This window comes from Bacteroidota bacterium (assembly GCA_016715945.1).
Classification (GTDB): Bacteria; Bacteroidota; Bacteroidia; order Bacteroidales; family F082; genus JALNZU01.
Map to the genome: position 1 here is coordinate 770,558 of JADJXJ010000003.1, position 12,182 is coordinate 782,739.

10 protein-coding genes are annotated in these 12,182 nt (G+C 52.8%); 3 read left to right on the forward strand and 7 right to left on the reverse strand.

Annotated elements, in window-relative coordinates:
- Window positions 1-5: 5 nt before the first annotated feature.
- The 4 genes from IPM52_13625 to IPM52_13640 form a co-directional block, all read right to left on the reverse strand.
- Window positions 6-671 (reverse strand): hypothetical protein, encoded by a 666-nt coding sequence (locus IPM52_13625; protein MBK9292645.1) that lies wholly within the window; start codon window positions 669-671, stop codon window positions 6-8.
- A 112-nt stretch (window positions 672-783) separates the two neighbouring features.
- Window positions 784-1,953, reverse strand: coding sequence for a hypothetical protein (locus IPM52_13630; GenBank protein ID MBK9292646.1), 1,170 nt, complete (start codon window positions 1,951-1,953; stop codon window positions 784-786).
- A 457-nt stretch (window positions 1,954-2,410) separates the two neighbouring features.
- Window positions 2,411-4,321 carry a molecular chaperone DnaK gene (gene dnaK / locus IPM52_13635; GenBank protein MBK9292647.1) on the reverse strand — a complete coding sequence of 637 codons (1,911 nt, stop codon included), beginning with the start codon at window positions 4,319-4,321 and terminating at the stop codon, window positions 2,411-2,413.
- Between the two features lie 274 nt (window positions 4,322-4,595).
- On the reverse strand, window positions 4,596-5,582 hold the full coding sequence (locus tag IPM52_13640; GenBank protein ID MBK9292648.1) for a DUF4249 family protein: 987 nt from the start codon (window positions 5,580-5,582) through the stop codon (window positions 4,596-4,598).
- Between the two features lie 142 nt (window positions 5,583-5,724).
- Here IPM52_13640 and panB point away from each other — a divergent pair, with 142 nt between their 5' ends.
- From panB to IPM52_13655, 3 genes are read left to right on the forward strand one after another with little or no spacing between them, the layout of a single operon-like run.
- On the forward strand, window positions 5,725-6,540 hold the full coding sequence (gene panB / locus IPM52_13645) for a 3-methyl-2-oxobutanoate hydroxymethyltransferase (protein ID MBK9292649.1): 816 nt from the start codon (window positions 5,725-5,727) through the stop codon (window positions 6,538-6,540).
- Between the two features lie 30 nt (window positions 6,541-6,570).
- Window positions 6,571-7,263 (forward strand): RNA pseudouridine synthase, encoded by a 693-nt coding sequence (locus IPM52_13650; GenBank protein ID MBK9292650.1) that lies wholly within the window; start codon window positions 6,571-6,573, stop codon window positions 7,261-7,263.
- A gap of 42 nt (window positions 7,264-7,305) precedes the next feature.
- Window positions 7,306-8,025, forward strand: coding sequence for a (Fe-S)-binding protein (locus IPM52_13655; protein ID MBK9292651.1), 720 nt, complete (start codon window positions 7,306-7,308; stop codon window positions 8,023-8,025).
- A 130-nt stretch (window positions 8,026-8,155) separates the two neighbouring features.
- Here the strand turns inward: IPM52_13655 and IPM52_13660 are convergent, their stop codons facing one another.
- The 3 genes from IPM52_13660 to IPM52_13670 are packed head-to-tail and all read right to left on the reverse strand — an operon-like array spanning window position 8,156 to window position 12,171.
- On the reverse strand, window positions 8,156-9,838 hold the full coding sequence (locus tag IPM52_13660) for a Na/Pi cotransporter family protein (GenBank protein MBK9292652.1): 1,683 nt from the start codon (window positions 9,836-9,838) through the stop codon (window positions 8,156-8,158).
- Window positions 9,839-9,856: 18 nt separating this feature from the next.
- Window positions 9,857-10,921, reverse strand: a complete 1,065-nt coding sequence (locus IPM52_13665; protein MBK9292653.1) for a DUF3298 domain-containing protein — start codon at window positions 10,919-10,921, stop codon at window positions 9,857-9,859.
- Between the two features lie 17 nt (window positions 10,922-10,938).
- On the reverse strand, window positions 10,939-12,171 hold the full coding sequence (locus IPM52_13670; protein MBK9292654.1) for a permease: 1,233 nt from the start codon (window positions 12,169-12,171) through the stop codon (window positions 10,939-10,941).
- Between the last annotated feature and the right edge of the window lie 11 nt (window positions 12,172-12,182).

The window sequence follows — 12,182 nt, forward strand, 5'->3', positions numbered from 1 at the left end:
AAGGTTTAGCGTGAAAACAAATAAAATCTCAGGCCAATGGCTCCAAACGAGGTTCCGGGCATTTCGGCATCCGTTGGGTTGTAGGGATCGGTGAACACACGTGAGCCGCGGTAAAGCGATCCGTAAAGCCCAATTCTGGGCTTGCCGTTTTCGTTGAGCAGGTTGCCCTGAAAACTAAGCGTGGCGCCCGAGCTGCGCTTGTTTATGCTGTAATCGGGCAATAGGCCGTGCTCCACTGCATGCAGGTGATTGAATTGCAGGAGGTAACCCGCCGAAATTCTGAGTCCGGCCTGTGGAAGCAAGCCTGGTAGTACCGGAAATCCAATGGTAAAAGGTATGTTGAGTTGGTTCAGGCTGATATCTCTCCGGCCTTCGTAGCCCCAGTCGGCGTCGTGGTAAGTAAAATGCTGACGGTTGTTCATGAGCTCGGCCCCAGTCTCGAACTCAACCGGTCCAAGGCTTTGCGCTGCGCGTAAGCCGGCGTGAAAGCCCGCACGTGTTGCCCCGGTGTACGCATCAGCTTGTTTGTCCAATGCCGACATGTCGGTGTTTTCGGTCATGCCGCCCAAGTTGATGCCTGCCACTGCGGAAATTCTGGTTTTGGTGGTTTGCTGTCCGGCACTGCACGAAAGCAGCAGGACCGGAAAAAGAAAACGCAAAAGATGTTTCATGGTATGTATGATTTAGTTTGTTGAAAATCAGTTATTAGACATTCAAAGGCCTTTAGCATTCCACGGGTGAACCGTGGAAGCACAATCTTCATCATTGCCTGCATCATATGATTCATTGTGGTTTGTGGTTAGTCCAATGCGATTGAATGAAAAGCTTTCCTGCCGCATCCTTCGTAATCTTTGCCTGCCAGAGGTAGTTTTTCGGCCAGTGGCGAAACATAGCTGCGGCGCGATATAGAATTCTCAGACTCAGGCGGTCCGGTCTGGGTTTCCAGCCATCGGTTGGTTGCAAAACGAGGTGGAGGGTGTCGCCATCACGTCGGGCCTTGATGGTGCCGCCGATCATTCCGGCTGATTTGTGGCCGCTGAGTGTGAAGCGGGATTCGTAAGGGGTATGCCGCTGGAAAAGCACATTCAGAGGTGGCATAGCCTGGTCAAGATGCATCGTAACCGGATAATCGGCTCCATACCAGGTTGCGGATATAAGCTGGCCGGAAGCGTCATGGTTCAGCTCCACGTCAGTGTTCTGGTGTATTGTATGAAGAGGCAATGTGCTTTCGGCTGCCGGAAGAAAGCTTGCAATCACCGGTCGCATGCTGTAGCGGGTAAAGTACATGCGTTTTCCATCGATGGGAAATGCCAGTTTGTCGGCCTCATGCAATCTACCGCCGATTCGGATGTGCAGCTCAGTGTTTTTGCGTCTGACAAAATAAAAGTCGTGAAGCAGCAGAAAGGGTAAAGCCTGGGGTTCGGATGCGGCAAGTCCCATGGGTGCGAGCAGGCTGAAAGGCTTACGCTTTTTGTGGCCGTGCTCTGATACCACAACAGAGACCTGCCTGTCAAAGGCATCCCGAAAATCATATGAAGCAGTGATTCCTGTGGTCGTCATCCGGAACTCAGCTTCGGCAAACACGGTAGGAACCAGCTTCGACAGGCCTTTGCCGGCAATGCGGTAGGTCGTGGAATCCGGTTGCAAGCGGGGGTCATGATACACATCTACCCGTCCGTCCAGCCTCCAGCCAATGACAAGGTGGGCTTCGTTACCATCAGACAACCTCATCACCTGTGGTTCGAAACCCTCGTAGATTGAATCGGGGTCGTTTGTAAAATTTACCAGCAAGATGCGTTTGATGGGGTCGAACCTTATTGCAAATGGGTAGGGGATCTCATCGGGCTTATGGGCTTGCCGCACTGTCTTGCCCCAGGAAGGCAGAGAAAATATCACCGAACATAGCGCGACAAGGATAATCATTTGAACTTTGAGCGGCCTTTGTGTTGGCATGGGCAGAGGTTTTGGTTTCTGCCGGCAAAACTACCCGTGCCGTGGCCAAATGGGGTCTCAACTTGCTTTTACCTGGTTTCATTTTGTCGCCGGACTGGTATCACTTTTTTTAAGACATTGTGAATCAGGTTTGTATGAGGAATGTATTTTTTGAGGATTATAATATGGAAACGCGTGGAATGTGTTTGTGATGCCGCCCCTACGGGGCTATTGACGTGTCGCCCCTAACGGGGCTATTGACGTGTCGCCCCTACGGGGCTATTGACGTGTCGCCCCTACGGGGCTATTGGCGTGTCGCCCCTACGGGGCTATTGACGTGTCGCCCCTAACGGGGCTATTGACGTGTCGCCCCTAACGGGGCTACCGATATGTCGCCTTTTTTGACGGGATGTTGGATAAAAACAGAAAGGTCGCATCCCAAGGGAATGCGACCTTATGTATAACACGTGGATGTGACTTATTTTTTATCTACTTCTTCGAAGTCAACATCGGTCACTTCGTCATCGCCACCACGGTTGCCGGTGTTGGTTCCGGCATCCTGATTCGGTGCCTGCTGCTGTTGTTGCTGGGTGGCCCTGTACATCTCCTCGCTTGCGCTTTGCCACACGGCATTGAGCTTGTTCATTGCGCTGTCGATGGCGCTCAGGTCCTGGCTCTTGTGGGCATTGCGAAGTTGCTCGAGGCTGCTTTCGATTTCAGCCTTTTTGTTCGAAGGCAGCTTGTCGCCGTATTCTTTCAGTTGTTTTTCGGTCTGGAAGATCAGTGCATCGGCTGCGTTGAGCTTGTCCACCCTTTCTTTTTCGCGGCGGTCGGCTTCGGCATTGGCTGCGGCTTCTTCCTTCATCCGTTTGATTTCCTGTTCGGTGAGTCCCGAAGAGGCTTCGATGCGGATGCTTTGGGATTTGCCTGTGGCCTTGTCTTTGGCCGACACATGCAGGATGCCGTTGGCGTCGATGTCGAAGGTTACTTCGATCTGTGGCACACCGCGCGGTGCCGGTGGGATGCCGTCGAGGTGGAAGCGGCCGATGCTCTTGTTGTCGCGGGCCATGGGCCTTTCGCCCTGCAGGATGTGGATTTCTACCGAGGGCTGGTTGTCCGATGCTGTCGAGAACACCTCCGATTTGCGGGTCGGGATGGTGGTGTTGGCTTCGATCAGCTTGGTCATCACACCGCCGAGGGTTTCTATACCCAGCGAGAGGGGGGTTACGTCGAGCAGAAGCACGTCTTTAACCTCGCCTGTGAGTACACCGCCCTGGATGGCAGCGCCAACGGCTACTACTTCGTCGGGGTTCACGCCTTTCGAAGGTTCCTTGCCAAAGAAGTCGCGCACAATCTGCTGGATGGCAGGGATGCGAGTGGAACCACCAACAAGAATTACTTCGTCGATGTCGGAAGCCGACAGGCCGGCATCCTTGAGCGCCTGACGGCAAGGCTCGATGGTAGCCCTGATCAGGTGGTCGTTGAGCTGCTCAAATTTGGCACGGGTCAGCTTGCGTACCAGGTGTTTCGGCACACCGTCAACCGGCATGATGTAAGGCAGGTTGATTTCGGTCTCGGTGGAGCTCGAAAGCTCAATCTTGGCCTTTTCGGCAGCTTCTTTAAGGCGCTGCAGGGCCATGGGGTCCTTGCGCAGGTCAACGCCTTCGTCTTTCATAAACTCCTCGGCCAGCCAGTTGATGATGTTCTGGTCGAAGTCGTCGCCACCGAGGTGGGTGTTGCCGTTGGTCGATTTTACTTCGAACACCCCGTCGCCAAGCTCGAGGATCGAGATGTCGAACGTACCGCCGCCAAGGTCATATACAGCTACTTTGATGTCGTTCTTCTTTTTATCCAGACCGTAGGCTAAGGCTGCAGCTGTGGGTTCGTTGATGATGCGGCGCACCTTGAGACCGGCAATTTCTCCGGCTTCTTTGGTGGCCTGACGCTGCGAGTCGCTGAAATAAGCCGGCACGGTGATTACAGCTTCTGTAACAGGCTGACCCAGATAGTCTTCGGCTGTTTTCTTCATTTTCTGAAGAATCATAGCCGAAATTTCCTGAGGGGTGTACATTCTGTCGTCAATCTGCACACGCGGGGTGTTGTTGTCGCCGCGCACAACTTTATAGGGCACCCTTTCAACTTCTTTGGTCACACGGTCGAAGGTCTCGCCCATAAAGCGTTTGATCGAAAAGATGGTGCGCTTCGGGTTGGTGATGGCCTGGCGTTTTGCCGGATCGCCCACCTTGCGCTCACCGCTATCTGTAAAAGCCACAATCGAAGGTGTGGTGCGGCGTCCCTCGCTGTTGGGGATCACCACAGGCTCGTTACCTTCCATTACGGCCACACATGAATTTGTCGTTCCTAAGTCTATTCCAATAATTTTTCCCATATTGTTTCCTCCTGAATTAAATTTCCCTTCCGCCGTCAATGATTATGCCAAGCAGGTCTTCATCAGGCTGAAAATCAATATTCAGGGGTGCTTTTTATCAATAAAACCAATTTTGTCTTATTAACTAACTGTAAACCAGCGTGTTAAGATTTGGACAGATATAACAATTCCCCAATGCTGTAATGCTGACAAAAAGGCAGAAACGCATAAAAGCAAGGGGCCGGAATCCGCGACATTGGCTGACAAATGGCAGCGGTGAGGTCAGGAAGAAGGGTCAGGGGACAGGTTTGATTTCGAAACCCCAGTTGAAGTCTTCCACCAGTTTCACTTCGCTCTGCACCGACAGTCGGTAGGTACGCACCACAGTGCGGCGCGACGAAAAGATGCCGGTACCGTTGTTAATGTTGGTAAACTGCGGCCGCTCCTGGACCACGCTGTTGCTGGGGCTGTTCACATCGATGTAGGTGCTGAGCTCATCGCCCGCACAGGCAATGACCACGTCCACCGGGCCGGCAAAGCGGCGTACATTCAGCTGATTGGTGAGCTGTCCGCCCAGGCGGTTATAAAATTCCTGACCCAGGTAGCTGATTTCCATGTTTTCGCCACCACCAAGGGTTTCCGAACGTCGCATCCCAAGGTTCCATTCCATGGTTTTCTTTACCGTATCGGCTACACCTGGTATAAGTTCTTCGTAATGAAACACCAGTTTCACTTCATACCGCTTGCCATTTTCGGCCGAGTTCCATCTGATGAGTGCGGGTGTGGTTGCAGCAAAGTTGATGCGGTTGGTGGGCTGCAGAATTGCAAAATCCCTAACGATGTTTGCAGTCGATGTCACCGGTTCCCCGCTGGGTTTGTTGATTGTGAGGGTGTAGGTGGCATTGGGGTTGAGGGCGGCTTTGGTGTAATAAACTTTCTGGCTGGGGAAATAAAACACCGAGTCGCCGGCCAGTTTGTTGTGTATGGTGATGGTGTCGAGCGTGATGGGTGGGAGCGTATTGCTGCCCACTTTACCCTGGAGCTGCACCTCGAGCTTGCCGGGATAATTGCTCGAATCGGGGATGCGGGCAATGAGCAGGGCGTTGCCCGGCCCCAGAAAAGCCTTGGTTATCTTGATAAAGGTAGTGTCGGCGCCTGCCTCGAGCATGCCGTAAACTATGGTAATATCTTTATAGTCGGCAAAGTTGTCCACATCGGTACTGCACGCACTTATGAGTAATGTGGTGGTCAGCAAAACAATGCCTGCAAGTCGGTAAAACATAAGATTAAACATTCATTGAAGGGTGCAAAAGTAACGTTTATCAGTTTGTTTTGTTGCGGCTGGTCAATTATCGGCCGGCCGGCTCTTGTTAAAGGGCTTTTATTTGCCCTACCTTTGCCGGCAGTTTCAACACCGATTAAACATGTATCTTTCAAGAGATATTCCAAAAATCACCACCCATGTGCTTCAGGAGATGAAGCTCAAGGGCGAGAAGATAGCCATGCTCACGGCCTACGACTATTCCATGGCCAAGATTCTGGACGAGGCAGGTATCGATGTCATCCTGGTTGGCGACAGCGCCTCGAATGTGATGGCCGGACATAAAACCACCCTGCCCATCACCCTCAACGAGATGATCTATCATGCTTCGTCGGTGATGCGGGCGGTCAAGCGTTCGCTCGTGGTGGTGGATATGCCTTTCGGGACTTACCAGGGCAATTCGAAAGAGGCGCTGCAGTCGGCCATCCGCATCATGAAGGAATCTGGCGCAAACGCGGTCAAGCTGGAAGGCGGAGCCGAAATCGTCGAGTCGGTGGAGCGCATCCTGAGCGCAGGCATTCCGGTGCTGGGTCATCTTGGACTTACGCCTCAGAGCATCAATAAGTTTGGTACCTACGTGGTTCGGGCACGCGAGGAGCGCGAAGCTGAAAAACTGCGCAGCGATGCCAAACTGCTTGAGGAAACGGGGTGCTTTGGCATCGTGCTCGAAAAAATTCCCGCTGCCCTGGCGGCCGAGGTTACGGCCTCGCTCCGCATCCCGACCATCGGCATAGGGGCGGGCAGCGGCGTGGACGGACAGGTGCTGGTGTTGCACGATATGCTGGGCATCAACCAGCAATTTTCGCCCCGCTTCCTCAGGCGCTACCACAACCTGTACGAAGAAATACGCGGAGCCGTTGGCAGCTACATCCACGATGTAAAAACCCTCGATTTTCCGAACGAGCGCGAGCAATATTAATTATAGGTGAGCATCCCGCTGAGCGAAAGAATCCTGTATCAGGACAACCATCTTCTGATCATTAACAAACTGCCTTCGGAGCTGGTGCAGGGCGACAAAACCGGCGACCTCACCCTGCTCGAAGAGGTCAGAAACTACATCCGAATCAGCCGCAACAAACCCGGAGAGGCTTTTGTGGGCCTGGTGCACCGCCTCGACCGGCCGGTAAGCGGATGTGTGATCTATGCCAAAACCAGCAAGGCGCTCAGCAGGCTTACCAATATGGTCAAGAACAGGGAGATAGAAAAGACCTACTGGGCTGTAGTACGCAACGCACCCCCAAACACCGCAGGCCGCCTCGAACATTTTCTTTTGAAAAACGAAAAACTCAACAAATCGTTTGTGGTGGATGCCACCAAACCCGGCGCACAGCCTGCGCATCTGGACTACAAGCTATTGGATACCAGCAGGTCGTTCTTCCTTCTGGAAGTAAAGCTGCACACCGGCCGTCACCATCAGATCCGCGTACAGCTAGCTGCCATGGGATGTCCTATAGCCGGCGACCTCAAGTATGGCGACAGCCGCACCCTCGCCAAAGGAGCCATTGCCCTGCATGCCCGCAGCCTCCGGCTGATCCATCCTGTGAGCAAACAGGAATTGTTCGTGGAAGCCAATCCCCCTGCCTCACCACCCTGGAACTATTTTCAAATATTCCCGATTCAGGAATTTGGTGCCGGAAAATAGCTTTTATGTAAATAATTTATCTTTGTGCCATATTGACATATGATGACTGTCGACCTCTTCATCCCGTGTTTTATCGACCAGATGTTCCCCGAAACCGGGATGAACACCGTCAAGCTGCTCAAAAAGGCCGGTGTGAACGTGCATTACAATCCTGCGCAGACCTGTTGCGGTCAGATGGCTTTTAATGCCGGCTTCTGGGACGAGGCAAAGAAACTTGGTGAGAAGTTTATGGACGATTTTCCGCACGACCGGCCGATTGTTGCCCCCTCGGCTTCGTGCACAGGATATATCAAGAACTATTTCTCAGAGCTGTTTCACAATACCGGTAGTCATATGGAATACAAGCGCGTTGTGCGCAATGTATTCGAAATCAGCGATTTTCTTGTAAACAAGCTCGGCTTTCTCGACTTTGGCGCCACCTTCGCGCACAAGGTCACTTACCACGACAGTTGCGCAGCGCTGCGCGAATATGGCCTGACCGGCGAAGCCCGCATGTTGCTGGCACAGGTAAAAGGCCTCGAGCTGGTCGAGATGCCCGACAGGCATGTGTGCTGTGGTTTTGGCGGAACTTTTGCCGCCCGTTTCGAACCCATCTCGGTGGCCATGACCGAACAAAAAGTGCAAAACGCCCTGAGCACTGGCGCCGAATACATCGTTTCGACCGACAGCTCCTGCCTGATGCAGATGCATAGCTACATCCGGAAACAACAACTCCCCATTCAGGTTATCCATCTGGTTGATATCCTGGCCTCTGGCTGGTAATCCTTAATTCTATTGCCAAAAAGACCTCCGGTTGACGGCTGAAGCAAAGCAAGCACCAAAGGATTTGCGGAAGGGCCGTGAGGCTTTCGGCTGGTAATTCCGGTCTGCAGGTAAATTCTGCCCTAGTTGCTCAGGCATGCCTACCATTGAGTGTTGTGGTGACTTTGAGGGCGTGATCTGCAATTTTCTCGAGATAACCTGCCAGCTGCCTGAAATAGTTGGCCGAGACGAGCGGGTATTTTTTCAACCGAAGTTCGTCCACCTGTTTTTCTATGATGCTGTATCTGAGCTGGTTTATCTGTGCTTCGACTTCCAGCGCAGCCTGCATGGTATCGTTGGATGGCTGATTGATCTGTATTGCCATCAGCCCGAGTGCAGTTTTAACCCTTTCGTACAACAGCATCAGGTCGTTGCGCTGATCCTGTGTAAACCAGGCATTTTCTGCGTTTTTCCGCTCGATGGTGGCGTTGATTTTGAAACAGATGTCGGCTATGCTTTCCATATTGCTGATGGCGATGAGCACGGCGCTGATCATGCCTGAAGCCTCGTGGCTGAGCTTGCTCTCACCCAGTCGGGAGAGGTATTGTTGTGTGGTTTTTTCGAGCTCGTCGTTAAAGATTTCGCGCTTGCGGATGCCCTCTGCAATGGATGCAAAGGTTTCCTGATTTTTTTCGGTGAGCAGCAGGGGAAAAACTTCCAACATCTCGCCAACGGTGCGACTCATGGTTTTTAAGGGGGTATTAAGCTGGATAACAGCCAATTCCGATACCGGAGCTATGAAGCTGTCGGCAAAATAAAGACCAGCTTGTTCACCGGCTGAACTGAGTGGGATTAGTTTTTCGGCGGCTTTTTCGAAGAGTCTGGCAAAAGGTAGGAACAACAATGCAAAAACGATATTGAACAGGCTGTGAAACAGGCTCACCGACAGGGCCGACATCAGTTGCATATCGTTTGATTGCCCCTGATCCGGGAAAAGCGCCAGTTGCTGCACAGCTTCGACAGCCGGCAGGAAGAAAGGAATCAGCAACAATGCTCCGATCAGGTTGAAAAGCGTGTGTATCAGTGCAGTACGTTTGGCATTCCGGTTGGCAATCAGCGCCGCCAGGTTGGCTGTAACTGTGGTGCCGATGTTTTCGCCAACCACCATGGCCGCTGCAGTCTCAAATCCGATATAGCCTTCGCTGAGCAGGATGATGGTGAGGGTGATAGTAGCCGTGGACGACTGCACAAGCAGTGTAACCACCAGGCCCGTGATGCCAGCAGCCAGCAATGGGAACAAGCCTGCGGGTTCGATCGATCGCACGTAGTTGAATACAGGGCTTGAGGCATCAAGCGGAGGGAGCGCCTCGCGAAGCAACGACAATCCAAAAAACAGCAGGGAAAATCCGATAAGCAGTTCGGCCAGGCTTTTATGCACGGACCGTGATGAAAAAAACAGCGGGATGCTCAGTGCCATCAGCGGAAGAAGCAGGCCGTTGATGTTGAAGCTGAAGCCAAAAAAAGTGATCAGCCAGGTGGTAACGGTAGTGCCAATGTTTGCCCCGAAGACAAGTCCGATGGAATTGTACACCGGTATGAGACCGGAATTGACGAAGCCTACCAGAAGCACAGTGGTGGCCGAAGAGGATTGCAGCAGGGCAGTGAGCAGAAAACCTGTGAGCAAACCTCTGGCAGGATTGCCGGCTACCACCGAAAGCCAGTTGCGAAGCTGTCTTCCTCCGAGTTTTTGGAGCGATTCCGACAGCAGCTTGATGCCAAAAAGCAACAAGGCCATGGCGCCAAACACATCCAGCAGCACCAGAAGTGTACTCATGGGCAGTCGGGATTAGGCTCAGGGGGACATGATGAGGGCATGAAACCGGGCTTGAAGCAGGGTTTTCACTGCATCCAGAGGAAGCATGATTACCGGCTGTCCTTTTGATGGCGGTCCAAGCTCGTAAAGGTTGTATGCAAAGCCCAGCGTTCCTGCGCCGGCGATCAGGTTGGTGTTGGGCAGCACTTTTTCGACAAAAAAGCCTGCCTGCCGGAGGTCGCTTCCCGCTTCGAGGCCAGCCATTTTGCGCAAGGCCGTACTCAGCAATTCCGCCAGCGCCTCCCTGCTGTCGGGCAAAAAGATGTCGTCGTAGGCAAGCACCTGCCGGTTTCTGGTGTCAACAATGGCAAACTCGTTGTGCCGCCTCACCATTTGGTTGCCTGTGCTCACCACCGAAGTTTTGGCAATGCACATCAATGCTTCGCTGACAAATACCGGGAAGGAATTGGCGGCTTTCATCCAGTTGATATCCAAGGTGTTGCCTTCGGCTGTGGTGCTTGCCTGCCGGTAGCGGTCAACAAACGTTGCCACATCGGCCTGCATCATGGCCTCCAGCTCGGTTGCCCTGGTGTCCAGACCATAGAATGCGGCAAGTTGCGCATTGAGCGGATCGTCCGCATCTTTTGAAAACAAATAGTTGAGCTCAATTATTGCTCCTGTGCCCTTGTCGTTGGGGTGACGAAAACTGCCTTCTGCCTTTACCATCTGCCAGCGCTCGTCAAAATTGAATGGCTTTTTACGGAGTGTAAACTGCAGAGGAGCGCTTTCATAAAAAAGGCTGAAATCCAATGTGTTGTCCAGCCTGCGGGCCTGGGCTACCAGTTGTCCGTCGCTCCCACTAAATGTCAAAGCGCTTTCTGTCGTTTCACCTGTTTGCAGGAGGGCGAAGCCGGTTTTTCCTGACAGGTTCCACGAAAGGCCGGCAGTCTGATGTGCCGGATTGTGCACCAGTTGTATCGAAGTGTTTTCGTTTTGAAAAACAAAGACCTCAGTCTGCGCTTTTGCAAACTGAACCGTTATTGCGCCCGACAGGAGCAGGCACATCAGGCCTGAGGTCAGTTTTATTTTTTTCAGGGATGCCATAAGCATTGATTTCAGATTTACTTGCTGCCGGTGAAAGTGTAGCCGATGCGCTCGATGGTATTTTTAACAGCTTCAATATCAATATCCTCACCTTCGAGCATTACCTCCCTGCGTTCGAGGTTCACCTGCACATTCGTGACATTGCCAAGGGCTTTCAGGCTGTTTTCCACATTTTTTGCGCAGTGGTTGCACGTCATGCCTTCCACTCCCACCAGTATGCTGTTCTGTGTCATCGGAACTATTGTTTTGGGGTTTCTTTTTCGGATGTTTTGGATAAAGGTATTGGCTATCAATGCGATAAGTACAATTGCAGAGGTTGTGCCTAACCAGCCGGGCAACAAGCCATGCTGGTGATGGTGATGCTGGTGCATCACCTGGAACCAGGAAGCCGGCAGAAGGTTGATGATCATTCCCGAAAGCAGCGCTCCTGCGATGATGGTAAAAAGGTAGATCAATGTGGTTTTTCGGCCAAGTGCCTTGTGCAGCACGGTCAGGGAAGCGGCATTGGTGGCCGGACCGGCCATCAGGAACACCAGTGCGGCGCCCGGCGAGATGCCCTTGAGCATCAGCACTGCGGCCACAGGCACCGAGCCGGTGGCACAAACGTACATCGGAATGCTGGCAGCCAGCACCACCAGCATCTGCAGGTTGGGGTTGCCCACGGCAGTGGCAAAAAAGTCGTCGGGAAGCAGTACGGCAATGAGGGCAGCTATGAGGAGCCCATACACCAGCCACCGGCTGATGTCGGCCATAAAATCGACAAAGGCATAGCGGAGCATATAGCCCAGCTTCCGCGGAATTGCTTCTTCTTCAGTTTGTTGTGTGGAAGCGGGAGGGGTTTTGTCGAATTTACCTGTGAGCACACCTCCGGCAAATCCGGTGAGCAGTGCCACCACAGGCCTGATGATGGCCATGGGCAGGCCAAGCATGGCATAGGTGACCAAAATGGAATCGACGCCTGTTTGGGGCGTAGAAATCAAAAACGAAGTGGTTGCGCTTTTTGAAGCGCCGTTTTGGTGGAGCGATATTCCTGCAGGCAATACGCCGCACGAGCACAAGGGCATGGGCACGCCCAGCAGACTGGCATTGAACGACGCCCTGGCCGGCGAGCCTCCCATGTATCTGATTAGCAGCGTTCGCGGAAAATAAACCCTGAGCACACCGGCTGCCAGAAAGCCCAACAGCAGGTAAGGCGCCATGTCAACGGTGAGATGCCACAAGGTAGTCAGGTAGTTGATGAGCAGATCCATAATGCAGGGTC

Coding starts and splice junctions, on each gene's coding strand:
- IPM52_13640 (MBK9292648.1), bottom strand. CDS start 5,582: ATGTTTTACCGACTTGCAGGCATTGTTTTGCTGACCACCACATTACTC.
- IPM52_13660 (MBK9292652.1), bottom strand. CDS start 9,838: ATGAGTACACTTCTGGTGCTGCTGGATGTGTTTGGCGCCATGGCCTTG.
- IPM52_13625 (MBK9292645.1), bottom strand. CDS start 671: ATGAAACATCTTTTGCGTTTTCTTTTTCCGGTCCTGCTGCTTTCGTGC.
- IPM52_13670 (MBK9292654.1), bottom strand. CDS start 12,171: ATGGATCTGCTCATCAACTACCTGACTACCTTGTGGCATCTCACCGTT.
- IPM52_13655 (MBK9292651.1), top strand. CDS start 7,306: ATGACTGTCGACCTCTTCATCCCGTGTTTTATCGACCAGATGTTCCCC.
- panB (MBK9292649.1), top strand. CDS start 5,725: ATGTATCTTTCAAGAGATATTCCAAAAATCACCACCCATGTGCTTCAG.
- IPM52_13630 (MBK9292646.1), bottom strand. CDS start 1,953: ATGCCAACACAAAGGCCGCTCAAAGTTCAAATGATTATCCTTGTCGCG.
- dnaK (MBK9292647.1), bottom strand. CDS start 4,321: ATGGGAAAAATTATTGGAATAGACTTAGGAACGACAAATTCATGTGTG.
- IPM52_13665 (MBK9292653.1), bottom strand. CDS start 10,921: ATGGCATCCCTGAAAAAAATAAAACTGACCTCAGGCCTGATGTGCCTG.